This is a genomic window from Rhizobium sp. WSM1328, assembly GCF_057653715.1.
Genome location: NZ_CM172788.1, coordinates 267,402 through 291,685 on the forward strand (window position 1 = coordinate 267,402; position 24,284 = coordinate 291,685).

At 59.9% G+C, this 24,284-nt stretch carries 25 protein-coding genes; 16 read left to right on the forward strand and 9 right to left on the reverse strand.

The features are described 5' to 3' along the window. The first annotated feature begins 28 nt into the window (after nucleotides 1-28). Together AC2444_RS01365 and AC2444_RS01370 are read left to right on the forward strand one after the other, a co-directional pair. Complete coding sequence (locus AC2444_RS01365; protein ID WP_017992889.1) at nucleotides 29-793, forward strand: LuxR family transcriptional regulator; 765 nt, start codon at nucleotides 29-31, stop codon at nucleotides 791-793. Between the two features lie 119 nt (nucleotides 794-912). Then, the gene (locus AC2444_RS01370) at nucleotides 913-1,170 is read left to right on the forward strand and encodes a hypothetical protein (protein WP_017992890.1); all 258 of its coding nucleotides are present in this window, start codon (nucleotides 913-915) and stop codon (nucleotides 1,168-1,170) included. Between the two features lie 3 nt (nucleotides 1,171-1,173). Here the strand turns inward: AC2444_RS01370 and AC2444_RS01375 are convergent, their stop codons facing one another. The 6 genes from AC2444_RS01375 to AC2444_RS01400 form a co-directional block, all read right to left on the reverse strand. Next, complete coding sequence (locus tag AC2444_RS01375) at nucleotides 1,174-1,899, reverse strand: SDR family oxidoreductase (protein ID WP_012756001.1); 726 nt, start codon at nucleotides 1,897-1,899, stop codon at nucleotides 1,174-1,176. Between the two features lie 11 nt (nucleotides 1,900-1,910). Next, complete coding sequence (locus tag AC2444_RS01380; RefSeq protein WP_012756002.1) at nucleotides 1,911-2,972, reverse strand: ABC transporter ATP-binding protein; 1,062 nt, start codon at nucleotides 2,970-2,972, stop codon at nucleotides 1,911-1,913. Between the two features lie 60 nt (nucleotides 2,973-3,032). Beyond that, on the reverse strand, nucleotides 3,033-3,239 hold the full coding sequence (locus AC2444_RS01385; protein ID WP_012756003.1) for a DUF2160 family membrane protein: 207 nt from the start codon (nucleotides 3,237-3,239) through the stop codon (nucleotides 3,033-3,035). A 4-nt stretch (nucleotides 3,240-3,243) separates the two neighbouring features. Then, the gene (locus AC2444_RS01390; protein ID WP_012756004.1) at nucleotides 3,244-4,083 is read right to left on the reverse strand and encodes a carbohydrate ABC transporter permease; all 840 of its coding nucleotides are present in this window, start codon (nucleotides 4,081-4,083) and stop codon (nucleotides 3,244-3,246) included. 4 nt (nucleotides 4,084-4,087) lie between these two features. Beyond that, nucleotides 4,088-4,963 carry a carbohydrate ABC transporter permease gene (locus AC2444_RS01395; protein WP_012756005.1) on the reverse strand — a complete coding sequence of 292 codons (876 nt, stop codon included), beginning with the start codon at nucleotides 4,961-4,963 and terminating at the stop codon, nucleotides 4,088-4,090. 97 nt (nucleotides 4,964-5,060) lie between these two features. Beyond that, entirely contained in the window at nucleotides 5,061-6,494 is a 1,434-nt protein-coding gene (locus AC2444_RS01400; protein ID WP_012756006.1) for an extracellular solute-binding protein, read from the reverse strand. A 297-nt stretch (nucleotides 6,495-6,791) separates the two neighbouring features. Here AC2444_RS01400 and AC2444_RS01405 point away from each other — a divergent pair, with 297 nt between their 5' ends. From AC2444_RS01405 to AC2444_RS01460, 12 genes are all read left to right on the forward strand, one after another. After that, the gene (locus AC2444_RS01405) at nucleotides 6,792-7,676 is read left to right on the forward strand and encodes a sugar phosphate isomerase/epimerase family protein (RefSeq protein WP_012756007.1); all 885 of its coding nucleotides are present in this window, start codon (nucleotides 6,792-6,794) and stop codon (nucleotides 7,674-7,676) included. A 62-nt stretch (nucleotides 7,677-7,738) separates the two neighbouring features. Then, nucleotides 7,739-8,953 (forward strand): ROK family transcriptional regulator, encoded by a 1,215-nt coding sequence (locus tag AC2444_RS01410; protein ID WP_012756008.1) that lies wholly within the window; start codon nucleotides 7,739-7,741, stop codon nucleotides 8,951-8,953. 30 nt (nucleotides 8,954-8,983) lie between these two features. Next, a complete protein-coding gene (locus AC2444_RS01415; RefSeq protein WP_012756009.1) occupies nucleotides 8,984-9,961 on the forward strand; it encodes a tagatose kinase in 978 nt (325 codons plus the stop codon). Continuing rightward, entirely contained in the window at nucleotides 9,961-11,238 is a 1,278-nt protein-coding gene (locus AC2444_RS01420; RefSeq protein ID WP_012756010.1) for a D-tagatose-bisphosphate aldolase, class II, non-catalytic subunit, read from the forward strand. Before AC2444_RS01415 ends, AC2444_RS01420 begins: the two co-directional genes overlap by 1 nt. A 30-nt stretch (nucleotides 11,239-11,268) precedes the next feature. Beyond that, nucleotides 11,269-11,994 (forward strand): SDR family oxidoreductase, encoded by a 726-nt coding sequence (locus tag AC2444_RS01425; RefSeq protein ID WP_012756011.1) that lies wholly within the window; start codon nucleotides 11,269-11,271, stop codon nucleotides 11,992-11,994. A gap of 11 nt (nucleotides 11,995-12,005) precedes the next feature. After that, nucleotides 12,006-12,779 carry an SDR family NAD(P)-dependent oxidoreductase gene (locus tag AC2444_RS01430; RefSeq protein ID WP_012756012.1) on the forward strand — a complete coding sequence of 258 codons (774 nt, stop codon included), beginning with the start codon at nucleotides 12,006-12,008 and terminating at the stop codon, nucleotides 12,777-12,779. A gap of 137 nt (nucleotides 12,780-12,916) precedes the next feature. Then, on the forward strand, nucleotides 12,917-13,741 hold the full coding sequence (locus AC2444_RS01435; RefSeq protein ID WP_128439589.1) for a class I fructose-bisphosphate aldolase: 825 nt from the start codon (nucleotides 12,917-12,919) through the stop codon (nucleotides 13,739-13,741). 22 nt (nucleotides 13,742-13,763) lie between these two features. Then, complete coding sequence (locus AC2444_RS01440; protein WP_012756014.1) at nucleotides 13,764-14,918, forward strand: Gfo/Idh/MocA family protein; 1,155 nt, start codon at nucleotides 13,764-13,766, stop codon at nucleotides 14,916-14,918. Then, the gene (locus AC2444_RS01445; protein WP_012756015.1) at nucleotides 14,918-15,589 is read left to right on the forward strand and encodes a D-lyxose/D-mannose family sugar isomerase; all 672 of its coding nucleotides are present in this window, start codon (nucleotides 14,918-14,920) and stop codon (nucleotides 15,587-15,589) included. Before AC2444_RS01440 ends, AC2444_RS01445 begins: the two co-directional genes overlap by 1 nt. Then, a complete protein-coding gene (locus AC2444_RS01450) occupies nucleotides 15,589-16,647 on the forward strand; it encodes a carbohydrate kinase family protein (protein ID WP_012756016.1) in 1,059 nt (352 codons plus the stop codon). Before AC2444_RS01445 ends, AC2444_RS01450 begins: the two co-directional genes overlap by 1 nt. Nucleotides 16,648-16,782: 135 nt before the next feature. Further along, nucleotides 16,783-17,571 carry an L-iditol 2-dehydrogenase gene (locus tag AC2444_RS01455; protein WP_012756017.1) on the forward strand — a complete coding sequence of 263 codons (789 nt, stop codon included), beginning with the start codon at nucleotides 16,783-16,785 and terminating at the stop codon, nucleotides 17,569-17,571. A gap of 57 nt (nucleotides 17,572-17,628) precedes the next feature. Continuing rightward, a complete protein-coding gene (locus AC2444_RS01460) occupies nucleotides 17,629-18,639 on the forward strand; it encodes a zinc-dependent alcohol dehydrogenase family protein (protein ID WP_012756018.1) in 1,011 nt (336 codons plus the stop codon). Nucleotides 18,640-18,654: 15 nt separating this feature from the next. Here the strand turns inward: AC2444_RS01460 and AC2444_RS01465 are convergent, their stop codons facing one another. Next, on the reverse strand, nucleotides 18,655-19,674 hold the full coding sequence (locus AC2444_RS01465) for a LacI family DNA-binding transcriptional regulator (protein WP_012756019.1): 1,020 nt from the start codon (nucleotides 19,672-19,674) through the stop codon (nucleotides 18,655-18,657). A gap of 249 nt (nucleotides 19,675-19,923) precedes the next feature. Between AC2444_RS01465 and AC2444_RS01470 the strand changes: the two genes are divergently transcribed. Next, nucleotides 19,924-20,574, forward strand: coding sequence for an esterase/lipase family protein (locus tag AC2444_RS01470; RefSeq protein WP_012756020.1), 651 nt, complete (start codon nucleotides 19,924-19,926; stop codon nucleotides 20,572-20,574). A gap of 74 nt (nucleotides 20,575-20,648) precedes the next feature. Beyond that, on the forward strand, nucleotides 20,649-21,794 hold the full coding sequence (locus tag AC2444_RS01475; protein ID WP_012756021.1) for a right-handed parallel beta-helix repeat-containing protein: 1,146 nt from the start codon (nucleotides 20,649-20,651) through the stop codon (nucleotides 21,792-21,794). A 31-nt stretch (nucleotides 21,795-21,825) separates the two neighbouring features. Here AC2444_RS01475 and AC2444_RS01480 read toward each other — a convergent pair whose 3' ends face one another. Beyond that, nucleotides 21,826-22,851, reverse strand: coding sequence for an acyltransferase family protein (locus AC2444_RS01480; RefSeq protein WP_041935624.1), 1,026 nt, complete (start codon nucleotides 22,849-22,851; stop codon nucleotides 21,826-21,828). Nucleotides 22,852-22,918: 67 nt separating this feature from the next. Continuing rightward, nucleotides 22,919-24,274 (reverse strand): O-antigen ligase family protein, encoded by a 1,356-nt coding sequence (locus tag AC2444_RS01485; protein ID WP_012756023.1) that lies wholly within the window; start codon nucleotides 24,272-24,274, stop codon nucleotides 22,919-22,921. Nucleotides 24,275-24,284: the final 10 nt, after the last annotated feature.

Genomic DNA, 24,284 nt, shown 5'->3' on the forward strand with positions numbered 1-24,284 from the left:
AACAGGAATAATATGAACAGCTGTTGCGTTGCAAATATTCTTGGGGAGCACGCAAGTGTCCGACATTACTGGAACTAGGCGCCGTATCGGGCGCAATGCACCAACTGTGATCATCATCGAGCATTCTACATTGGCGCGCACCACCGTGGTGAAGCTTCTTGAGCGTGAACTCGCCGGATGGAACGTTATAGATTTGATCTCGACCGAGAGTCTCGAGAGTGCTCTCGGAGCTGAGGTGCGTTTGATTGTATTGGGTCTGGCTGGCAGAAGTGTTGAGAGCACCAGCCTGCGTGACGATCTCGCGGCGATTGCTGCACGTTTTCCTGAGGCTCCTGTCACGTTGCTCTCAGGTACGGATGACGCCATCATAGCCCGTCAGGCACTCAAGATGGGCCTCCGCGGCTTATTCTCGACTTCACTTCCCATTGACATTGCCCTTGCCGGTCTTCGTCTCGTTCTGGCTGGAGGAACGTTTTTCCCGCAGCTATTGGGAGCTGTTACAGCAGTCCCAAACGATCATACGCCGGTCAGAAATGAGGCCGAAAAGAGTTTGGATGAGAGGACGCAGTATTTGGCGATTGCTGATTTCACTCCCCGGGAAGCGGATGTCCTCGCAGAGCTGCAATGCGGCTGTTCAAATAAGGTCATTGCAGGAAAACTTAATTTGTCGGGGCATACGGTGAAGATGCATTTGCAGCACATAATGCGCAAGTTGCAGGCGCAGAACCGCACAGAAGTGGTTGCCCGCTTAATTCAAAGAGCCGCCGGTGGGCCTGACGTCTCGCCGAGTTAGGCGGCGTCGCCAGTACCGGGGAGTATCGGCGGGGCGTTCGTTTCAACGGGTCTCATATCGTGATGCCTCGATCGGAACCGCGAGTCCGGCCGTCCGTTACCCTTTGAGGAACGGAGGATATGGACATGCGCAAGAGAAAAGCCATCGTCGAGGCGGCGCTCGAGTCCGAGTACGAGCGCCAGGCACTGGGGATCATGAATACCGAGCAAGCTCTCAAGCTTGAGGATTCCGACGGTCTTGTCTTCAGTCATCCGGATAAAGAGGCCGGAGTGACGGACCATTTTGTCGATCAAGATGAGCTGCGCCGATTGGTGCGGCGGTCAACGCCGCCGCTTTCCCGATTGCAATCGCAGCCTCGTACGACGCGTTCGTCCTGAACTTCAAGCAATCATATAACCACCGTCCACCGGCATCGATATCCCGTTCACCATGGCAGCCTGATCGGACAGCAGGAAAAGAACAACCTCGGCGATATCTGCCGGCTCGGCGAAGCGACCGACGGGAATTCGCTTCATCATCCCCGCGGCTTTCTCGGGATCGCTCCATGCCTTCACCGCCATTGGCGTCAACGTCACCGTTGGATGGACGCCGTTGGCGCGGATGCCGTGCGGCGCAAGTTCCTTGGCCATGACCCGCGTCAAGCCATCCAATCCACCCTTCGATGCACAATAGGCCGCGTGGTCGGGGATGCCGACGAAGGAGGCGACCGACGAGACATTGACGATGGCGCCCTTGCGGCCCTCCTTGATCAGCGAACGGGCATATTCCTGGGCGACGATCATCGGAGCGCGCGTATTGACCGCGACAAGACGATCGAACGCTTCGACGGTCGTCTCCAGGAACGGCTGGAGCTCGGTCGTGCCGGCGCAGTTGATAAGGAAATCTGCGGGAAGGGCAGCGATCGCCGCCTCTCTGGTTGCATCGGCGTCCGCGAGATCGACCTGGATTGCCCGGCAGCCGAATTCCCCTCGCAACGCTTCGACGTCGGCAGCACTACGCGTCAGCGCGACGACCTGCGCACTCCGTTCGACGAGCATCCTTACAATTTCGCGTCCGATACCTTTGCCGGCGCCGGTCACGATCACCGTCTTTCCTCTGAACTCCATGGGTCGATCTCCTAAAGTCTCTGGCCTGTTTCCCGATCGAAGATATGCGCACGTCGGGGATCGATGTGGAAGTACATCGTCCGTCCGGGGTCGACCTCGATACGCTCACGGATCAGCGCGTCGATCGGCACGCCTCCCGTGCGGCCGAAGATCAACGTCTCGGAACCCGTCGGCTCGAACACCGAGACTTCGACCGGAACGCCTTCTTCGCCGATCGTGATGTGCTCCGGTCGGATGCCGTAGGTAACGGCTCGTCCTTCCTCCGCATTTGTATCTGCCATGGGCAAGGTGATGCCCTGTTCGGTGACGACGATCTTCCTGCCGTCGCGGGTGGCTATGCGGCCCTCAAGGAAGTTCATCGATGGGCTGCCGATGAAGCCGGCGACGAAGAGGTTGACGGGGAAGTCGTAGAGATCGAGAGGCTTGCCGATCTGCTCGACCCTCCCGTCACGCATCACCACGATCTTGTTGGCCATCGTCATCGCCTCGATCTGATCGTGCGTGACGTAGACGGTGGTGGTCTTCAGCCGCTGGTGAAGCTCCTTGATCTCGACGCGCATGGTGACGCGGAGTTTAGCGTCGAGGTTCGACAATGGCTCGTCGAATAGGAAGACCTTCGGGTCTCGGACGATGGCACGACCCATCGCCACGCGTTGACGCTGTCCGCCCGACAGTTGCTTCGGATAGCGGTCGAGATAACGCGTCAGATCGAGGATCTCGGCCGCCCTGCCGACCTTCTCGTCGATCTCCGCCTTCGGACGTTTGGCCATCTTCAGCGGAAAGCCCATATTCTCGGCGACCGTCTTGTGGGGATAGAGCGCGTAGCTCTGGAAGACCATCGCGATGTCACGCTCCTTTGGAGGAGCGTCGGTGACGACACGGCCGCCGATCCGGATGTCTCCGCTGCTGACCGTCTCCAGCCCGGCGATCATCCGGAGCAGGGTGGACTTGCCGCATCCGGAGGGACCGACCAGAACGACGAATTCCCCGTCCTCGATGTCGACGCTCACGCCATGCATGACCTGAAGAGAGCCATACTTCTTGGTGACGTCGCTAACCTGTACGTTTGCCAATGTCGTTCCCCCTAAAGCAGCCCAGTTTGTGTTTTGATGTCATTGACGGAATTCATCGGTTCATCCCTTCCAGACGACATAGGCGCCAAGGACCGCCGAGATTGCCGCCGCGAACCATACCGAAGGCCCGAACGGCTCGATGAACCGCATCCAGAACAGCGAGAGGGCGACCCAGATCACGATCGAGATGAAGAGCCGGTCGAACCAGTTCGTTTCGATCGGCAGAAATCCCGGCTTGCGTTCGTTATTTCTTGATTGAGACGTCATAGTTTCATCCTTTCACGGCGCCGAAGGTCAGGCCGGCGACGATGTGACGCTGGACCACCGAAAAGACGATGAGCGCCGGAACCAATGTCAGCATTGAGATCGCGGCCATGATGCCCCAGGCCGTTCCCGTCGTCGTCACATATTCAGACAAGCCGGTGGTCAGAGTCCGCGCGTGGAAATTGGTGAGCGTCGCTGCCAGCAGGTATTCGTTCCACGCAAACACCCAGGTCAGGATTAGCGTCACCGCAAGTCCGGGCCGTGCCAAAGGAAAGATGATATCATAGAGGACGGTCCATGGGCTCGCGCCGTCCATGTAGGCCGCCTCGTCCAATTCCTTCGGAATGCCTTCCACGGTCGGACGCAGCGTCCAGATGGCGAAGGGAAGGTTGAAGGAGCAATAGACCAGGATCATGCCCAGCTTGGAATCGGCGAGCGAGAAGTCGCCGATCCTGTAGACCTGCGTCAGCAGCAGGAAAAGCGGCAGCAGGAAGACCGCCGGCGGCGCCATGCGGTTGGTGATCGTCCAGAAGAAGATGCTTTCCTTGCCGGCGAGGTCGAAGCGCGTCAGGGCGTAGCAGGCAAGGAAGCCGAGCGTGGTGACGAGCAGCGCGTTGCCTGACGAAATGATCATCGAGTTGAGCATGTATCCGCGCAAGGTCGGATTGGTCAGCACGTCCTGGTAGTTCTTCCAGAAGAAGCTCCGGAGAATGACATCGGGCGTCGAGAACAGGTCGAAGGGCTGTTTCACCGATATGACGAAGAGCCAGTAGATCGGGAAAAGGGTCGCGAGGCTTATCAAGGTCCACAGGACGACCGGAAGCCAGGGAAAACGGGTCTTCTTCATCGCTTCAACCTCTCTTCACGCGGGGCGCAATCAAACCGACGTAGAGCAGCCAGCAGACGACGATGGTGAGATAGAGGACGATGACGGAGATCGCCGAACCGTAGCCGTAATTCGTCTTGGGAAAGACTTCCTTGAAGATATGGACGCCGATGTAGCGCGTCGATGAACCCGGACCGCCGCCGGTCAGCATCAGGACTTCGTCAACGGTGCGCAGCGCATCCATCAGCCTGATGAACACGGTGGCGAGCATGGCCGGACGGATCAGGGGCAGCGTGATGTGCCAGAAGATCTGGCTTTTGCCCGCGCCGTCGATCTGCGCCTGCTCGAACGGGTCTGAAGGAAGTGAGACGAGTGCGGCGATCAGCGACAGGGTGACGAGCGGCGTCCAGTGCCAGATGTCCATGATGACAGTGACGGTGAAGGCCGCGACGGCGCTCTGGCCGATATTCAGATCGTAGCCGAACCAGCTCCTCAGAAGATAGGGAATGATGCCGATGGAGGGGGTGGTCATCAGCTTCCAGACTGAGCCGACGATGATCGGCGCCATGATCAGCGGCAGCGTATGGATCGTGCGAAACACCGCTTTTCCGGGAAAGTCCTTGAGCAGCGCCTGGGCGAGGATGTAGCCAAGGACCAGCTCCGACACGACCGCGAAGAAGACGAATGTCAGGGTGATGCCGAGTGATGCCAGGAACTGCGGGTCGAAGACGAGCCGCCGATAGTTCTCAGCCCAGTTGAAAATCATGCCCGGATTGGCCGCGAACGGGTTCCATGAATGGAAAGAGACCCAGAGGACGTAGATGAAAGGAAAGATCCCGAACAGTCCGAGGATCACTATGGTCGGTGACAGCAACAGCCACCCGAGCTTCTGCGAATGCATCGCCTATCCCCCATTGAACGTTATGTGGACGTCCGCTCCATCTGGGAACGGAAGATGACGGGTCGTCGGAACGACCCGTCAAGTTGGGGAGGATGTTTTATTTGCGATAGCCGAGCGAGGTGAGCTCTTCTTCGGCCTTGGCCGCCATCTGGTCGAGGCCTTCATCGGGCCCGATCTTGCCGGTCAGGATGTCGTAGAAGATAGGAGCGGTCGCTTCACGCACCTGCGCATGGAAGGGGTAGGGGGGAGCGCCGGCGAAGAGCTTGCCGTCGTCCTTCAGCATCGTGTAGAAGCCGCCGAGCTTGACGTCCATCTCCTTCACCTTCGGATCGTCGAACGTCGCCTTGTTGGTGATGCGCGGTGCGGCGATCGCCCAATCGGGCTGCACTTCGTTCTGGCCGATGAATTCGAGGAACAGCAGTGATGCTTCCTTGTTCTTGGACGTGACCGGAACGCCGAAGGCGCCGCCATCGTAGTAGCCGATATAGCCCTTTCCAGCTTTCGCGTCGTCCAATACGCCCGGCTCGAGCGGCGGCAGAGCGAAACCGACCTGGCCGACCACCTTCGACTGCGCCGGATCGCTTGCGATCCACGCGGCGTTCTCACCGTAGATCAGGCCCTGGGCGACGCGGCCCGCGGCGAAGGTCGTTGCGGTTTCCGTCCAGGTTGACTGCGTCGATTCCGGAGGAGCGATGTCGCGCAGGTGCAGCCAGTACTTCAACGCGGCCTTGGCCTTGTCGCCGTTCATTGCGCCGCCATGTTCGACCGTCGCCGCATAATTGTTCTTGGCGTCGATGCCCCAATTGTAGACGCCGAAGGTCGGCGCGATGGACTCGAAGAATTCATACCAGGACGCCGGATGGCCGGTATGTGCCTGAGCGGTGGTGCCCCAGAGCTCCATACCGTTGTCCTTGCCGTACTTCGTGAAGAATTCGGCGATCTCGGTGTATTCCGCGTGTGTGGTCGCCGGCTTCAGGTCCTTGCCGGTTTCCTTCTTGAAAGCTTCCTTGATCTTCGGATCTTCGAACAGGTCCTTACGATAGAGATACGCCTTCAGGAAGGCTTCCATCGGAACGCCGAAGAGATCGCCGCTCGCGTCCTTGAAATAGTCGGCAAAGCTGGTGAAGTTCGCATCGTCGTAGGTCGGCGCCTTCAGATCCGGCTGGTCTTTAAGCGTCTTGGTGATGTCGACGAGGAAATTCCTGGCGAGATAGGAGTAGATGATGTCCTGCTCGATGTAGACCATGTCATAGATACCAGTCTTGGCTTCCATGTCCTTGATGGCCTTGTCGTACATCTGATCCCAGGACGTCGTCTCGATGTCGACCTTGATGCCGGTCTTCTTTTCGAATTCCGGAGCAAGCACATTCCTGATGTAGTTCGATGGCGGGGTGCTTTCGGTGACGCCGTGCAGTGTCACGCCCTTGAATTTGGCGCCGGCGTCGGACCAGAAATCAGCCCAGGCAGGCGAAGCAGTGGCGGCGAGGCTGAGCGTCAGCGCAAGCGCGCTAGCCTTCAAAGCATAGTTCATTTTCAATCCTCCCAAAGTGCAGCGAGATCATTTCGCCGGTCCTTTGTGTAGGCCAAAAAAACCACCGGCGCAACATTTGTTGTCTAAACATGCAAATAGAGGATCTATCCTATTGATTTTCGCAGAAACTAATTTCCGACGGAGGGTTGAATGCAATGGGCGCAAGCTTAAAATGTTGCATTGCAAGGTATTTTTGCAAAGCAGCAAAAGATTTTAAGCCAAAATTATTTGTTGTCTTGCCAAACTAAATGGCATAGCACTGTCCGCAGCCAAAGGCATTTTTTGGAGGAAAAGGCTATGCGTCGATTGGGTATCCATTCATTTGTATGGACAGGCGGCCAAACGCAGGAAGGGCTGGAGATGGCCCTCAACAAGACGGCCGAACACGGATATCGCACCATCGAATTTGCCTATCTGCGCCCCGAGAAATTCAATCTCGATCGACTGGCAAAGCTTGCGCAGTCGCTTGACGTGGAGATTGGCGTGACGATGGGCCTGCCGCTCGACAGGGACGTATCGAGCGAGGATACCTCAGCTGTGTCCGCCGGCAAGCAGACGCTGGCCGACGCCGTTCGGGCGGTCCGTGACATCGGCGGCAACAAGCTGGGCGGAATTCTCTATTCCGCGCACACCAAGTACAATCGCCAACCGACGAAGAAGGGCTGGGACAATAGCGTCGCCGCGATCGCCGCAACCGCCGAAGTCGCCAGACAAGCGAACGTCGACCTCGTCCTGGAGGTTGTCAACCGGTTCGAGACCAACCTGCTGAATACGGCAGCGCAGGGGCTGAAGTTCGTCGCCGAGACGGGATCGGAGCATGTCCGTCTCCACCTCGACACATTCCATATGAACATCGAGGAAGCCAATCCGGCCGCGGCGATCCGCTTGGCCGGCGACAAGGTCGGCTACTTCCACATCGGCGAGAGCAATCGCGGTTACCTCGGTGACGGTGTCATCAACTTCGATCTGATCTTCGACGCTCTGCTCGACATCGACTACAAGCGCGACATCGTGTTCGAAAGCTTCTCGACGACGGTCGTGGACGAAGGCCTGTCGCTCGCCTGTGCGATCTGGCGCGACACCTGGGAGGATAATGATCCGCTTGCGGCGCACGCGAAGCGCTACATCGAGCTGAAATATGACGAGGCCAAGCGCCGCCGCGCCACAAACGCGCGGCCCTGATTATCCCTCTGACAGCCTGTTCCAGTCGTGTAAGGGTTGGGCCGACTGAAGGGAATTGAAACATGAACGACACCGTCTCCATCGGAAGTTCGCCGCGCAGGATCCGACAGAACAATATCGTCGCCGCCTTGCAGACGATCTATGCCCACCGAAGCCTCAGCCGGGCGGATCTCGCCCGGAAGCTCGGGATGAATCGCTCGTCCTCGGGAGAGATCGTCGCCGAGCTGACGGAAGGCGGGTTCGTTCAGGAGTCGGACGAGAGCGGCAAGCAGCGCCTGGAGCATTCCCGTGCCGGGCGTCCTGGTATCATGCTCGAACTGGTCCCCGATGCCGCATTCTTCGTCGGGATCGAGATTGGTGTCGAGCATATTTCGGCCGCAGTTATCGATCTCTCCGCCGACGTCCGGGCATGTCGGAAAATGGCGTTCGACACCATGTCTTCGACCGTGGAGAAGGCCGTGGCCGAGGGCGTCGAGCTGATTGTCAGTGCGATGGAAAAGAGGATGATCGGACGCTGCAAGGGTCTCGGCATATCGGCGCCGGCCCACATCCGGCCGGACGGAATTGTCACCCTCGCACCCATCATCGGCTGGCGGGAGGTGTCGTTGAAGGAGATTGGCCGATCCGCCTTCCCGGCCGCCGTCCCGATCGCCGTTGAAAACGACGCCAACGCCTTTGCGATCGGCGACAGCTATCGTCACGGCGTCTCAGGCGTGACCCTGTTCCTGCTGATGGAAACCGGCGTTGGCGGCGGTATCATGATCGATGGCAAGCTGTTCCGGGGCGGCCACGGCCTGGCGGGAGAAATCGGTCACACCCTGGTGCCGGGAAGCGGCGGTCAGAAGTTTGAGCAACTGATCGGTCGCGAAGTGCTGATCAGGCAGTATCGCGAGGCTATTGGACGTAAGCACGTCGATCTGCAGGAATTCCTTGGCGACGTTCATGACCGTGTCCCGGCCGCGGTCAATATCGCCGAAACCTGGTCGCGCCATCTCGCATATGCATTGCTGCAGGCCTGTCGGCTGCTCGACCCCGACAGGATCGTGCTGGGTGGCTCTGTGGCATCCCTCTACCCGATGGTGGCCGCCCGGGTGGCGGTCCACATGTCGGAGGGCCAGAGTATACCTTTCCCCACGCCGGAGATCGTCGTGGACGATGATGCGGAGTTCGGCTCCGCCTTCGGGGCGGCGTGCATGTTGCACCAGCGCTTTCTGTCATTGGAGAGCGAGGAGTTCGGCGGCGAGGACGGTGCGCCGATCCAGTCGGCGACGAGTTGACGACAAGAACGATCGAAAGCAGGATTGCAAATGACTTCAGTACTGGCTCCGGACCCGCTTGGTCCCACCGTTTGCGTAGGGGAGATCCTCGTCGAGATCGTCGCCACGACGGTCGGAGACGGTTTTCTCAAAGCCCAGCCGCTCGTCGGTCCGTTCGCGAGCGGAGCGCCGGCGATCTTCATCTCGCAATGCGGGCGCCTGGGCGGCAAGGCCGCAATGGTCGGCGCCGTCGGCGATGACGATTTCGGTCGTGTCAATACCGATCGCCTCAAACGCGACGGCGTCGACGTTTCGACGATCTCGATCGATTCGGATTACCCCACAGGCAGCGCCTTTGTCCGCTACCGCAAGGATGGCTCCAGGGATTTCGTCTATAACATCGCCACATCAGCAGCTGCGCGCTTCGGCTGGTCTCAAGCGGTCGGCGATCTCATCCATCGGAGCGGACATCTTCACGTGATGGGTTCCGCTCTGTCGGTCCCCAGCGCGCGCGCGGTGATCGACAAGGCGGTCGACATCGTCAAGGCGCGGGGCGGAACCCTCTCAGTGGATCCGAACATTCGCAAGGAATTGAAGCTGAATGAGGATACCGAGCGCCGCTTTTCCAAGCTTGTCGCTGCCGCCGATCTGCTTCTGCCGTCCGGAGAGGAGCTTGAGCGTGCCGCCGGCGTCGAAGGCGAGGCAGAGGCGATCCGCCGCTTGTTCGAGATCGGCGTCAAGGAGATCGTGCTGAAGCGCGGCGCCGAAGGCGCAACCTATTTCGGCAGGCAAGGAGACCGCATCGACGCATCGGCATTTGTCGTTCAAGAGGTCGACCCCACCGGCGCCGGCGACTGCTTTGGTGGCGCCTATCTAACCTGCCGGCGGCTCGGAATGTCTCCGCAGCAAGCTCTGACCTATGCCTCGGCCGCCGGCGCCCGCAACGTGACGGTCCTCGGTCCGATGGAAGGTGCCGGCACTCAGCAAGAACTCGATGCATTCATCGCTTCAACCGAAAGGCGCCCGTGATGCAGGTGCATCTCAACGAACTGGCCAAGATGAGGATCGAAGGCCACCCCAGAGGCGTGACCTCCGTATGCTCGGCCCATCCCATCGTGCTTCGCGCCGCACTCCGACACGGGCGGCAACAGGCAAGCACCGTCCTGATCGAAGCGACCTGCAACCAGGTCAATCACCTCGGCGGCTATACCGGAATGACGCCAAGCGACTTCGCGTCCCTCGTCCGCAAAATAGCAGTCGAGGAAGGGTGCCCGGAAAATCTGATCGTTCTCGGCGGCGATCATCTCGGCCCCAATCCTTGGCGTGACCGGCCGGCCGAAGAGGCCATGGCCGAGGCGGAGAAGATGGTTGCCGCCTATGTCGATGCCGGGTTTCGCAAGATTCACCTCGATGCCTCAATGGGCTGCAAGGGCGAGCCGGTGGCGCTCGACGACGAAACCACCGCCCATCGCGCCGCCCGGCTTGCGGCGGTCGCCGAGGCCTCGGCGAAGAAGAGAGGCGGCGCAATGCCGGTTTATGTCATCGGCACCGAAGTGCCGCCGCCAGGCGGGGCCGATCATGCCCTGACAACCATCGATCCGACGGCGGCCGCAGCGGCGCTGAAGACGATCGAAGTCCACCGCCGGATCTTTGCAGAGGCAGGACTCGGCCAAGCGTTTGAACGGGCCATCGGGCTGGTCGTTCAGCCGGGCGTCGAGTTCGGCAATCAGAATGTCATCCTTTACGACCGCAGCAAGATAGACGCGCTGAAATCGGTGCTCACCGAGGAGCCGCAGTTTGTCTTCGAGGCGCATTCGACGGATTATCAGGGAACCCGGCCCTTGGCCGCGCTGGTGGAGGATGGCTTTCCCATTCTGAAGGTCGGTCCCGAACTGACCTTCGTCCTGCGCGAGGCGCTCTACGCGCTGGATGCGATCGCGTCGCACCTTTTGCCCGATTACGGCCAGCGTCCGCTCTATGCGGCGATGGAAGCGCTGATGCTCGATCAGCCCGGCAACTGGAGCCGCCACTACCACGGGACAAACGCCGAGATGCGCTGGCTGCGGCATTACTCGCTGTCTGACCGCATTCGCTATTATTGGGCGTCGGCTGAAGCCCAAGAGGCCGTCGGGCGCCTGTGCGAGGCGCTTCGAGGGCAAATTGTACCGCTGCCCTTGTTTTGGCAGCATATGCCGGCCGCACAGGAATTCGCAGATGCGCCGCTCGATCCGGAACAGGTTTTGATCTGGAGGGTGACGAAGAGTCTCTCGGACTATCACGCCGCCTGCGGCGTCGGGAAGAATTGACAATCAGGATCAAGACAGGAGGAAAAATCGATGACGGAATTGAATGGGAAGATCGCGGCGGTCACGGGTGCTGCGTCCGGAATTGGACTCGCTTCGACGGAGGCAATGCTCGCCGCTGGCGCGACGGTCGTGCTGGTGGACCGCGATGAGAAGGCCCTTGAGACGGTTTGTGCCCGGCTTGGCGAGCGCGCTATTCCGCTCAAGATCAACTTGCTGGATCCGGGCGAGTGTGCGGGACTGCTCGATGGCATCCTGTCGAAGACCGGCAAGCTCGATATCCTGCATGCCAATGCAGGCACCTATATCGGCGGCGACCTGATGGAAACCGACCTCGATACCATCGATCGGATGCTCAATCTCAATGTAAACGTCGTCATCAAGAACGTTCGAAGCGTCATTCCGCACATGATCGAACGCGGCACCGGCGACATTGTCGTCACCAGCTCCGTCGCTGGACACTCGGCGATTCCATGGGAACCTGTTTATTCGTCATCGAAGTGGGCGATGACGTGCTTCGTCCAGACGATGCGACGCCAGCTTCTGAAAAGTGGCATTCGTGTGGGGTCGGTTTCTCCAGGGCCGGTGATCAGCGCTTTGCTTGCGGACTGGCCGGAGGAAAACCTTCGCAAGGCCAAGGAGGCCGGAGCCTTGATCGAGCCCAAGGAAGTCGCCGACGCGATCATCTTCATGCTGACCCGTCCGCGCAACGTCACTATCCGCGATATCGTCGTGCTTCCAAGCGCCTTTGACATTTGAGGAGACGCGAAATGAGCTACCAGCAGAAATTTCGCCTCGACGGCGAACGGGCGGTGGTCACAGGCGGAGGGCGTGCGATCGGTCTCTGCTGCACCGAGGCGCTGGCGGAGGCGGGCGCCGCCGTCGTCGTCATCGAACGCAGCGAGGCCGACGCTGTGCAAGCACTTGCGTTGCGCGACAGAGGCTACGACGTCGAAGTCCGGGTCGGCGACGTCACAGACGCGGCCCGAATGGACGCGATCGCGGCTGAACTCGCCGACGGCGGGCGGCCGGCGACCATCCTGGTGAACAATGCCGGAATTGGCCAGAGCGGCATCCCGGCGCAGGATCTCACCGACGCCGATTGGCTGCGCATGATGGACGTCAATCTCAACGGCGTCTTCTGGTGCTCGCGCGCCTTTGGTCGTCCGATGATTTCGATGAAACGCGGCGCCATCGTCAACCTCGGCTCGATGTCGGGGACGATCTGCAACCGGCCCCAGCCTCAGACGGCCTATAACGTCTCCAAGGCGGCAGTCCATCACCTCACGCGCTCGTTGGCCGCCGAGTGGGCACACCACGGTATCAGGGTAAATGCCGTTGCGCCCACCTATATCGAGACACCGATGGTGGTGGCCGTCGAAGCCAATCGCGAGCGTATTCCGCTCTGGCTCGCCGACACGCCGATGGGCAGGATGGGAACGCCGGAAGAGGTTGCCAGCGCGGTCCTCTTCCTCGCCTCGGGCGCGGCCAGCCTGATGACCGGGGCGATCGTCAACGTCGATGCGGGATTCACCTGCTGGTAGTTCTTCCCGGACGAGGCGCGAGCGCGCCTCGTCCGCATCGGAAAAACCAGCATGGAAACGTTACCACATTATCTTGACTCGCATTCCTGCTGCGTTTATCCAAATGTGGAAACGTTACCATATCGGGAGGAAGCTTGATGAAATCCGCGCGATTGAACCGACTTTTCGGCGTGTCTGGAAATTGTTTTGACGTTGCTATCGATCACGGCATGTTCAATGAACGGACTTTCCTCGCCGGCATCGAGAACATGAAGACTGCGATCGAGGTGATCGCGCAAGCGGCGCCGGATGCAATTCAGCTGCCGCCGGGAACCGCACCCATGCTGCAGGCGATCCCCGGCAAGCAGCGTCCGGCGCTGGTGCTGCGCACCGACATCGCCAACATCTATGGCAATCCCCTGCCGTCTCAGCTGTTTTCCGAAATGATCGACAGGGCGGTGGAACAGGGCGTTGCGTTGGATGCCGCCTGTGTCGTCGTCAATCTCTTGATGCTGCCGGACCAGCCGGAAGTCTACCGCGCCTGCGTGCGCAATGTGAACAGCCTGAAACGCGAATGCGAGATCTACGGCATGCCGCTGATGGTCGAGCCGCTCGTCATGCAGGACAATTCCAAGGGCGCCTACATGGTCGACGGCGCGATCGACAAGATCCTGCCGCTCGTGCGCCAGGCGGCCGAACTCGGCGCTGATATCATCAAGGCCGACCCCTGCGACAATGTCGAGGAATATCACCGCGTCGTCGAGATCGCCCAAGGCCTGCCGGTGCTGGTGCGCGGCGGCGGCCGCGTTTCGGATCAGGAAATCCTGATCCGCACCAAGCAGTTGATGGAGCAGGGCGCCCGTGGCATCGTCTATGGCCGCAACGTCATCCAGCATCAAAATCCCGCCGGCATGACGCGGGCCTTGATGGCGATCGTCCATGACAAGGCTTCCGTCGAGCAGGCCTTGCTGCATATTGGCTGACGCGCGTCTGGGAGGACATGTCATGACGAAAATATTCCGCTTCGGCGTCATCGGCTGCGGTCTGATGGGGCGCGAATTCGCGAGTGCTGCGGCGCGCTGGCTGCATCTGGCCGATGTGAAGGCGCGACCGGAAATCGTCGCCGTCTGTGATACCAACGCGACGCTGCTCGACTGGTTCAGGGATCATGTGCCGACCGTTCGGCAGTTCGCCGCCGACTATAAGGAGCTTCTGGCCAATCCCGAGGTCGATGCGGTCTATTGCGCTGTCCCGCATGTGCTGCACCAGCAATTCTACATCGACGTCCTGAAGGCCGGAAAACATCTTCTCGGCGAAAAGCCCTTCGGCATGGACGCCGCGCAGAACCGGGATATCATGGCTGTTCTCGCCGAGCATCCCGAACTCCTGGTCCGCTGCTCGTCGGAAATGCCTTTCTTCCCCGGCGCGCAGAAGGTCATCGCGCTCGCAAAAAGTGGCGAGATGGGGGATATAATCGAAGTCGAGGCGGGTTTCCTGCACTCTTCGGATATCGACCGGCAGAAGCCGATCAACTGGAAGCGCATGGCCGATATCAATGGCGATTATGGCTGCATGGGTGATCTCGGCATGCATGTGCTGCACGTGCCGCTGCGTCTCGGCTGGCGCCCGACGACCCTGCATGCGCAATTGGTCAAGAAGGTCACCGAACGTCCTGACGGCAAGGGCGGCATGTTGCCCTGCACCACCTGGGACAATGCTACGATCAGCAGCCGCGTGCGCACCGGCGATCAGGATTTCCCGATGGTGCTGAAAACCTGGCGCATCGCGCCCGGCGAATCCAACACCTGGTACCTCCGCGTTCTCGGCATGAAGAAGAGCGCGTTCTTCAGCACGAAGTCGCCGCGCCAATGGCAGTGGATGGACTATAATGGCGGTGTCCAGGCTTGGAGCACCGAGGATCTCGGTTATGGCTCGCTGTTTCCAGCCATAACAGGCAAGATCTTCGAATTCGGTTTTGCCGACGCCATACAGCAGATGTGGGCGGCCTTCGTCGATGAGCTTGTTGGAGGAAATGCCAACGGTTTCGGCTGCGCGACGCCGGCCGAGGCGCAGGCGCATCATGCGGTCCTGACGGCAGCCCTCAAATCCGGCCTCGAGGACGTCGTGATACCGGTCGAGTATGACGGGGCGTCAGCCTGATGAAGCGCTCCGAGATCAACGCCGCGTTGCTGCGGGCAACCGAGACCCTCGAGCGCTGGCACTGGTCTCTGCCGGCATGGGGCTCCTGGACGGCGGCCGATTTTGCCGCTCATCCTGAGGCATCAGCCTATTTGCGCGCCCATCAGCTGGGTTGGGATGTCACCGATTTCGGCTCGAACCGCTTCGCCGAATGCGGTCTCGTGCTGTTTAGCCTGCGCAATGGCGTCGTCGATATCAGGGGTGAACGGACCTATGCCGAAAAGCTGCTCTTCGTTGGGGAAGGGCAGGTTACGCCGACCCACCGTCATGCGGCGAAGATGGAAGACATCATCAATCGCGCCGGCGGCGATCTCGTCATCGAATTCGCCGCAACCGATGCCGATGGCAATGTGCTGGCGGAGGATGTGACGGTGCCGGTAGACGGGCTGCAGCACCGGCTCGCCGCATGGGAGCCGCTGGTTCTCCAGCCCGGCCAGAGCGTGACGATCCGCACCGGGCTTTACCACCGCTTCTACGGCAGGAAAGGCGGCGGACCTGTCCTTGTCGGCGAGGTCAGCCAGGTCAACGACGACAACAGCGACAATTTCTTTCTGGAGCCGATCGCGCGCTTTGCCGCGATCGAGGAAGACGAGCCGCCGCTGAGACCCTTGTGGAACGAAGGAGTCAGCTGATGCGAGCCGGGGAGGAGGTTCACGATCGCGACAGTCAAAAGCAGGGCGGCATCGTTTGCGCCGGAAACTTCATCGTCGATCGCGTCCACACCCTGTCTTATTGGCCCGAACAGGGCAATCTCGCCCATATCCTGCACCAGGATCTGGGTGTGGGGGGCGGGGCGGCCAATGTCGTCACCGATCTGGCTTCGCTTGGATTTCCCGGAAAACTGGCGGCGGCGGGATGCATCGGCGCCGATCAGGACGGAGAGATCGTCAAGGCCCGCCTTGCGGTTGCCGGCGTCGATGTCGTGGGGCTCACCGCGCTTGCCGACCGGGTGACGGCGCATACGCATGTCATGAATGTGCCCGGCCAGAACCGGACCTTCTTCTATCATGGTGGCGCCAACGATGCCGTCACGGATGAGCTTGTCTCACCCGCAGCCTTCGCCAAGGCCGGCTATCGGCTGTTCTATCTCGGCTATCTCATGCTGTTGCCGGGTCTCGACCGCATTGGCCCCGACGGCCGTTCGGGAGCATCGCGCCTGCTGGAAGCGGCGCGGCGCGCCGGCCTGACGACCTGCGTGGATTTCGTATCGAGCGAAGACCCGGAATTTGCGGCCAAGGTCGGCGTCGCTCTGCCATTCTGCGATTATCTGATCATCAACGAGATGGAGGCGGGACGGGCAACCGGCGTTATCGTTCGCGATGCGGAGGGAGATTTGACCGAGGCGGGGCTTTTGGAAGCGGGGGAGCGCCTTCTTGCGGCCGGCGTCTCCAAGGGCGCGATCATCCATGCGCCGGAAACCTGCTTCTGGTTTTCGCCCGGCGCTTCTCCGATCATGACGCGTTCACGACCCGTCGATCCCGATGACATCGTCAGTACCGTCGGCGCAGGAGACGCTTTCTGCGCCGCCGTGCTCTACGGCCTGCATGAGAACTGGCCGGTCGAGCATATCTGCGCCGTCGCCCATGCCGCAGCTGCGCGTTGCCTCAAGGGGGCGACGGCCACCGATGGCATCCCCGACATGTCTGTCCTTATTCGCGAGGCGAAGGAGACGAACCCGCAATCCGCTTAGCCCATTGGCGCCGCCTCAGGAGGGCGGCTCCGATTATCGTTCAGTCAAAAGGGGAAGAGCAAACATGAAGCTATTCATTATGGCAGCCGCGCACGGCGCCTTTGCCGATTTAGGCGCGACCGGGGAGGCAGTGCGATGACCCATACGGAAACGGCGCGGCTCTCCGGCAAGGTGGCATTGGTTACAGGAGGAGCGAGCGGCATCGGCAAGGCGGTATGCCAACGCTTCGCTGCCGAAGGCGCGAGGGTTGTCGTGGCGGACCTCGACGGTGAACGATGCGCACGGGTGGCGGAAGCGATCGGCCCTGATGTCTGGGGTGCAGCGCTTGACGTGACCCGCCAGGACAGCATCGAAGAAGCCGTACGCTTCACTATATCAACCGCCGGTCAGATCGACATCCTGGTCAACGCCGCAGGCATTTACGACGTCGAGTCCATCCTGGAAATATCCCGGGAACGGACCGCTAGGGTATTTCAGGTCAATATCGAAGGCCTGATCTTCATGACGCAGGCCGTTGCCCGGCACATGGTGGAAAGAGGGGAAGGTGGACGCATCATCAACTTCTCGTCCCAGGCTGGGCGCCGGGGCGAAGGACCGGCCGTGGCTTACTGCGCTTCCAAGGCGGCCGTCATCAGCATCACCCAAAGCTGCGCTCTGGAGCTGATCCGTTACGGGATCAACGTCAACGCCATCGCTCCCGGCGTCGTCGATACGCCGATGTGGGACGTCGTCGATGCAAAACTCGGCAGCCGGGAAGGTTTGAGACCCGGTGACGTCAAGCGCCGCGTGGCCGCCGCCGTCCCGGCCGGACGATTTGGCGCCCCCCAAGAACAAGCTGCCATGGCCGCCTTCCTGGCCGGACCCGATGCAGCATACATCGTGGCGCAGTGCTACAATGTCGACGGCGGCAATGTCATGAGCTGAGGCGCTTGGCTTCATCAGCCGGAATGGGCAATCGAACTTGATGTCTGGAGGAGTGGAATGAGAGCTGTACGTTTGGAGTCGATCGGGTCTTTGACCATGCGCAGCGTCGAGAGGCCGGTTGCCGGACCGGGCGAGCTGCTTGTCCGGGTTGCAGTGGCCGGCATCTGTGGTTCCGATCGCCACATGTACAAGGGCGAGTATCCGACGGCTATCCCCGTCACGCTGGGCCACGAATTGTGCGGCATAGTGGAAGCGATCGGCGATACCGTTACCCGCTTTACCGGTGGTGAGCTTGTGACGGTGGACCCGAATATTGCCTGCGGCACCTGTCGGGCGTGCACGCAGGCGCGGCCGAACTTGTGCGAGAGCTTGACCGCCATCGGTGTGACACGGGATGGCGGCTTTGCCGAATATGTAGCGGTGCCGCAGGCCCAGGCCTTCGTCCTGCCTGCCGGCCTCGATCCCGTTCACGGCGCCTTCAGTGAACCGCTGGCCTGCTGTATTCACGCCATCGACAAGGCAAGGATCCGTCCGGGCGACAGCGTCGCGATCCTCGGCGGGGGCGTGATCGGCCTGCTCATGGTGCAACTGGCCCGCCTGGCTGGGGCAGGCGAGATTATTTTGATTACGCGGCAGCAATCGAGACGCCAAACCGCTCTGCGCCTGGGGGCGACGCACGCCTTCGACCCGACCTCTTCAGACACAATCGCTTCCGTTCGAGAGGTCACCAAAGGCGGCGCCGACGTTGTCATCGAGTGCGCCGGCGTCAGCGACACGCTTCAAAGCGGTCTGAAGATGGCGCGGCGCGGTGGTACCTTCGTGCTTTTTGGGGTCACACCGGCGGGTGTCGAGGTGCCGGTTCTGCCTTTCGATCTGCTCGTAAACGAAGTCGATATCAGGCCGGCCTACCTCAACCCCTTCACCCATTCGCGCGCTGCGGCAATGGTCGCGAGCGGAGTGTTGGAGCTGGACGCATTGGTCACCAAAACCATAAGTCTCGAGGAGGTCGCCGACGTGGTGGGCAACGCGCCATTGCCGGGCGAGATCAAGGTCATCGTCCGGCCCTAGCTTCGGGGTCCCACCTCAGTTGCGGACGAGACCGGTGGAATCGCGCTCGATCAGGGTGACCGGCACTTTTACGATCGCGCCTTGCCGAGATTCGTCTCCTGTTTGGTGCTCCTCGATCAGCGCTTCCAGCAGCCGTGCTGCCTGCTGTCCGACATTGCGGATCGGCTGTGCGACCGTTGTCAGCCGTGGAAAGACGTAGGCGGCCTCCGGCAGATCGTCGAAGCCCACGACCGAATAGTCGCCCGGAACGGAAAATCCGCGATCCTGGATGGCATGGATTGCGGCAATCGCCGAAACGTCGGTCGTGCCGATGATCGCGGTGACCTCGGGTCGAGACGCCAGCAATTCCCGCGCCAGCCGGTAGGTCTCTGCAAAGCTGTGCTCTTCCGCCATCGCCACGATGGCGGGCGCGATGCCATCTTTCGCCATTTCTGCCGTGATGCCCTGAAGGCGAAGCTGGATCGGCTGGCTGTGGGCCGGCGCGCCGACAATGGCGATTGCCCGGTGGCCGAGGTCGATCAGATGGCGCGCCATCAGCCGTCCGCCTTCCTCGTGATCGGCCATGACAGCGTCGTCAGCGATGCCGCTCAGCTCGCGGTCAATGGCGATGATCGGAATGCCAGCGTCCCGCAGCACGCCGAAATGCTCGATGCTGCCAAAGGCGCTTGCCACGATGACGCCATCGACGCGCTGAGCGAGCAGCATGGAGATATAGCGCACCTCATGGTCCATATTTTCCGCCGTGCTGCAGATCAGCGTCTGATAGCCGTGCTGGAACAATTCCTGTTCGATCGCATGGGCCAGGATGCCGAAGAAGGGCACGTCGACCGACGGCAGCATCAGTCCGATCATCCGGCTTGGTGCACCGCGCAGCATGCGTGCACCCTTGCTCGGCGTGTAGTTCAGCGTTCGGATGGCCGCCTCGACCCGCTCCCTGAGCTCAGGCGAGGCATAACCGCTGTTGTTGAGCACGCGCGAGACCGAAGAGACTGACGTTCCTGCAAGTTTAGCGATATGTCGGATGCTGGTCGTCACGTGCTCGCATTTCTTTCTCTACAGCGCTGCGCGTCTTTTCAGACGCGCATAGGAGGCTAGCACAGGAGCGGTCGAACATTCATCAGACGGGCTGCTGAAGTTCACCTTCATTTCATCCTCCACTAGATCACTAGCAGGACGCCGCATCAAGCACGCGCCGCTATTCGAGAACGTCTGCCGTCGTGACAAGCTTCACCTTGAGAGCTACAGGATAGACCCTATCGATAGCAGCACGTTGAGCGGACAGTGATGAACGACACAGTTCTTCTTTTTCACGGCATTGCCCGGACGAAGAAAAGCATGGCGAAGCTCGCCGGCTTCCTGTCCGGCCACGGTTATCGGGTTGTGAATGTCGGTTACCCCTCCACCAGGTTTTCGATCAGCGACCTCATCGACATCATCCGACCGGAGATCGACGACGCCGTGAAGAAAGCAGGCGATGGCCGGGTCCATTTCGTCGGTTATTCGATGGGTGGGCTGGTCATCCGCGCTTTTCTCAGGCGCTATCGCCCAGCCAAGCTGGGGAGAGTGGTCATGGTCGGAACGCCGAACAACGGCAGTCAGATTGCCGATTTCCTCAAGAGCTGGCCACTATACAGGAAGATCTATGGACCGGCAGGACAGCAGCTGATTACCGATCAAACCGCCATGACCGAGCTGTTCGGCACGGTCGATTACGAACTTGGCATCATCGCCGGGAACCGGACCATTGATCCGGTCTCTTCGCTTATCATTGGCCTCAGGGTTCCGAATGATGGGAAGGTTTCGGTGGAGAGCACGCGCCTTGGCGGCGCGGCAGCACATATCGTCATTCCGGCAAACCACACTTTCTTGCCCGTCAACAAGACGATGTGGAGCCAAGCCCTGTCGTTTCTGAAAGATGGGCGGTTTACAAGCTGAATTTCCAAATATTCAAACATCTGCCACATGCCCTCTGCTTAATTCCCCGCGGCACCGGTATCGAAGGAAATGCAATGACCGCCATCCTGCGAAAGAAAGTTCACGGCGCGTCTACACGCGGACAGGTCATCGACGGTGCGCCCGATGTCGGCGTCGCCTATCAGGTGTTTTCCGATACGGTGATCGAAGACGTTATCGTCAAGAATTCCCCTCGCGGCTTCAAATTTCACAATGGCAAGAATCTCACCGTCAGGCGCTGTGAAACGGAGAATGTGAACGGCGACGGCATCTACCTGACGAAGACGACGCACGTGTTGCTGGAGAATAATCGCATCGGCGCGGCCCCGGGCGAGGGAGCAGACTGCTGCCAATTCGCCTATCAAAACAGCGACGACAATATCAGCTCCGATATCGTGATCCGCGGCAACCTCTTCCTGCAGTCGCCGGCGAGCGCATCGAACAAGGGCGCGCTGGTCTGCGACAAAACGCGACAATACCTGGTCGAGTACAATTTCATCGGCGGCAAGAATTTCTCCTTTTCGTCGATCGGCGATGACGCCGTGGTGCGCAGCAACATCATGCGCGATGGCAGGATGAATGATTATTCCTTCGGCTACGGCGTTGGCGACAAGGCCGATCACGCCGGCCATCACATTTATGACAACTGGATCGAGAACACCAATCGTGGCGTCAGCCTGAGCGGTTTTTCGGATCAGGAACTGGCATTTCGCAAAGACATCGATATCCACGACAACGTCATTAGCCAATGCGACATCGCGTTCTTCGCCAACCGTCGGTGGTCCGGCAGCTTTCGGCGCAACATATTCCTGCGGTGCGAGCAGGACATCGTTCTCAAGGGAAACGGCAAAGCGACTGCGGGTGATATCGATGGCAACTATCGCAACGATGGCAGCTTCCTGAACGTCACCCCGCCGCCGCTTCGCTTGAAGCCCGATGGCAACGCGTCCGTTGCCTCCGGCGAATGGACATCCGAGCCCGACGAAATCCGCATCCAGTGGCGCAACAAGGGGATCGATATCCCAGGCGCCAATCGGCCCTCCTTCACCGCGGAGCCTGGCATGGAATTGTCATGCGTCTTGCTGGCTCGCAAAGACCAGAACTGGATGCTGGCGATCGCCGAGACTGCCTATGACGACTTCACGCCGCGCGCATGGCAGGAACACAAGCTGCCTTGGCAGAAGCGCTATCTCTCGATTTAAGCGGTGCGACGGGGGCCCGGATCGCGCAAAATCAGGATCGACGCCAGCGAAGTCTCATGGCCTTTCCAGCGCTGAGCGCTTTGCGAACCGGTTCATCGTAGAGGCGGGTGACGACAATGGCCAATAGGACGATCAGCGGAAGAACGATGGCAAAGATCGCCCAGGCCGGCGGTTGTCCCAGGCCAGCGGCTTTCCAGGCTCCCAACAGCAAGCCCAGCAGCGGAACATGAATTGCATAGAGCGCGTAAGACGCCTCTCCCGCAATAAGAAGCGGCTGCCGCAACACGCCATCGAAGTTGGCTGTGTAAAGGACAAGCACGGCGATAGGAAATAAAGCAGTGATGACAATCAGGTCCTTTATGCCAACCCAGGCGGCCGGCGCCTGGAAGACGAGAAGAGCGGTCGCGACGACGATTGTTGTCACTGCGGCGGCTTTTCCGATGCCTGAAGGGGAAAGCCGCTGACGGTAGCGGTACATCAAGATGCCGAGGCTGAAAGAAAAGAGAACGCGGGGAAATCCGGAGAGCAAGGCGCCGTCGAGCGGGATCAGGTCGGCGCTTCCATGGGCCAGCGTTTGCGCCGCCAGCCAAACCCATGACGCAAGCAGGATGAGTGCGAGTACGCCGCTGGACAGCATTCTCGCCGCATAGCCGTAGGCCAGGTTGATCACGATCTCTAGGAATAGGGACCATGACGGACCGTTGAAGGGGAACAGGTTCGGCGCCTTCAGCGATGTTCCACCGATCGCCGGCAGGAAGAACATCGAGGCAATCAACGAGGTGGCAAACAGCATCGGATCGATTTGCTGATTTCTGCTGAGCGACATGCCGGCATATGCGAGTACGCCGAGCAGCAAACCGAGCAGATACAGGGGGTATAAGCGGATGAGACGCTTGATGGCAAAATCATTGGCAGAGAGTGAAGACTCTTGAATGAGTTTCCTCTCATAGGCGTGGCCGATCACGAAGCCGCTGAGACAAAAAAACAGGTCGACGGCGAGATAGGCAGCAGGTGCTGCATCAAATCCGACGAAACCTTCGGTGTGATGCACTGCCACACAAATGGCCGCCAAGCCACGAATCCCATCGAGGCCAACCAGTCTACGATTATTTGAAGTCATCTTTTTAGCCTGATGCATGTTGCGCCCCTGCCTGGGTCGGTTTGCGGAAGCGGGACAGGAACTCCGGGCCAAGACTCGTAAGCGCGATCACGGTGTGGGGCCACAAGATGAAGGGGGCCAGCATCATTCCGGCTTCGGTGAACGCGCCGATCAAGATCAGGAGGATAATGACAACCTCCTTTCGCTTGGTGATGGCGAGCGCTTGATTGAGGGGTGACGAGGTCATTTTCCCCACGAGCCGCACCACGACGAACGAGGTCCAGATGATGGTGGCTGGTATGCCCATGTTCAGCGCAAGTTCGATATAGGTGTTGTGTGTCGATTGAGCGTCCCACGTAAGGCGAACATATTGCTCCATGATATCGGGCTGTCGGAACAAGGCGAATCCCCAGCCTGAAAACGGCCGCTCGTAGATCAGCGGCAGCAACTGTTCCCAGACATTCGTACGTCCGCTGAGCGTAAGGTCTTTCCCGAATGACTCGGCAATCGCCTGGGCCACACCCATCAACGCGACGGAGACGACGAAGCCTAGCAGGGCGAATGCAAGAAGAACGACGAAGGATCTGAAGATGCGGCCTGGAAAGCGCTGAATCCAGCTCATTCCGTAGTATACGGCTATTCCGATCGAAAGCAGGATGATCGCCGTCGATGATTTCGCCAGCACGATGAGCACGAGGTAGAGCAGCATTGCCGCCCATCGCAGGAGATCATAATAGCGCAGGCGCCACATCGGCAGGGCTGGAAGTAGCAGGATGAAGTTTGTTGCCGAAAACTGGCCGAGCATATTTTTGTGGTAGAACGCCCCTTTCACCATCCCGGCATAACTGCCTCTCATCACCGCAAACCGGGGAAAGGCTGCCGTGTAAAGAATATTGATGAAAGCCGTGGCAATGGCAAATTTCGCCAAGCTTTCAAATGTGTCGACGGCTCCATAACGGGCTCTGTAAAGAAGGGGTCCAGCAGTCAGCAATGCGACGGCGACGAGAGCCCGGAGCGAGGCTGTAACGCTGACGGAAAAAGCAATCGACAGAAAGACGCATAAGCAGATTATGCCGACCAGCGGCGAGGCGCTGCGGAGCATTTCAACGACTCGCCTGGGCTCCAGCAAGCAGTAGAGGCCGATGAGTGGAACGAGCGACATCAGCAACAGTCGCATTGGCATGGGATCTTTGCCGACACCCTCCTGGAAGTCGGCGGGCAGCCCGTACCACATGCCAGTCGCTCTCCAGAGGGAAATATAAAATATTGCCGAGAGGAGGATCCGAACGAGGGTTTCACGCCGAATGCGATATTGCGCGCGAGCTCTGGGTCTATGTCTTTGCAGGCCAATCGGTTGGTAGCTGTCAAATGAGGTGCTCATGACATTCCGC

What these genes read in the sequence shown, in the direction of transcription:
- AC2444_RS01370 (WP_017992890.1), top strand. Translation starts at nt 913, where the DNA reads ATGGACATGCGCAAGAGAAAAGCCATCGTCGAGGCGGCGCTCGAGTCC.
- AC2444_RS01375 (WP_012756001.1), bottom strand. Translation starts at nt 1,899, where the DNA reads ATGGAGTTCAGAGGAAAGACGGTGATCGTGACCGGCGCCGGCAAAGGT.
- AC2444_RS01385 (WP_012756003.1), bottom strand. Translation starts at nt 3,239, where the DNA reads ATGACGTCTCAATCAAGAAATAACGAACGCAAGCCGGGATTTCTGCCG.
- AC2444_RS01390 (WP_012756004.1), bottom strand. Translation starts at nt 4,083, where the DNA reads ATGAAGAAGACCCGTTTTCCCTGGCTTCCGGTCGTCCTGTGGACCTTG.
- AC2444_RS01395 (WP_012756005.1), bottom strand. Translation starts at nt 4,963, where the DNA reads ATGCATTCGCAGAAGCTCGGGTGGCTGTTGCTGTCACCGACCATAGTG.
- AC2444_RS01400 (WP_012756006.1), bottom strand. Translation starts at nt 6,494, where the DNA reads ATGAACTATGCTTTGAAGGCTAGCGCGCTTGCGCTGACGCTCAGCCTC.
- AC2444_RS01405 (WP_012756007.1), top strand. Translation starts at nt 6,792, where the DNA reads ATGCGTCGATTGGGTATCCATTCATTTGTATGGACAGGCGGCCAAACG.
- AC2444_RS01410 (WP_012756008.1), top strand. Translation starts at nt 7,739, where the DNA reads ATGAACGACACCGTCTCCATCGGAAGTTCGCCGCGCAGGATCCGACAG.
- AC2444_RS01415 (WP_012756009.1), top strand. Translation starts at nt 8,984, where the DNA reads ATGACTTCAGTACTGGCTCCGGACCCGCTTGGTCCCACCGTTTGCGTA.
- AC2444_RS01420 (WP_012756010.1), top strand. Translation starts at nt 9,961, where the DNA reads ATGCAGGTGCATCTCAACGAACTGGCCAAGATGAGGATCGAAGGCCAC.
- AC2444_RS01425 (WP_012756011.1), top strand. Translation starts at nt 11,269, where the DNA reads ATGACGGAATTGAATGGGAAGATCGCGGCGGTCACGGGTGCTGCGTCC.
- AC2444_RS01430 (WP_012756012.1), top strand. Translation starts at nt 12,006, where the DNA reads ATGAGCTACCAGCAGAAATTTCGCCTCGACGGCGAACGGGCGGTGGTC.
- AC2444_RS01435 (WP_128439589.1), top strand. Translation starts at nt 12,917, where the DNA reads ATGAAATCCGCGCGATTGAACCGACTTTTCGGCGTGTCTGGAAATTGT.
- AC2444_RS01440 (WP_012756014.1), top strand. Translation starts at nt 13,764, where the DNA reads ATGACGAAAATATTCCGCTTCGGCGTCATCGGCTGCGGTCTGATGGGG.
- AC2444_RS01445 (WP_012756015.1), top strand. Translation starts at nt 14,918, where the DNA reads ATGAAGCGCTCCGAGATCAACGCCGCGTTGCTGCGGGCAACCGAGACC.
- AC2444_RS01450 (WP_012756016.1), top strand. Translation starts at nt 15,589, where the DNA reads ATGCGAGCCGGGGAGGAGGTTCACGATCGCGACAGTCAAAAGCAGGGC.
- AC2444_RS01455 (WP_012756017.1), top strand. Translation starts at nt 16,783, where the DNA reads ATGACCCATACGGAAACGGCGCGGCTCTCCGGCAAGGTGGCATTGGTT.
- AC2444_RS01460 (WP_012756018.1), top strand. Translation starts at nt 17,629, where the DNA reads ATGAGAGCTGTACGTTTGGAGTCGATCGGGTCTTTGACCATGCGCAGC.
- AC2444_RS01470 (WP_012756020.1), top strand. Translation starts at nt 19,924, where the DNA reads ATGAACGACACAGTTCTTCTTTTTCACGGCATTGCCCGGACGAAGAAA.
- AC2444_RS01475 (WP_012756021.1), top strand. Translation starts at nt 20,649, where the DNA reads ATGACCGCCATCCTGCGAAAGAAAGTTCACGGCGCGTCTACACGCGGA.
- AC2444_RS01485 (WP_012756023.1), bottom strand. Translation starts at nt 24,274, where the DNA reads ATGAGCACCTCATTTGACAGCTACCAACCGATTGGCCTGCAAAGACAT.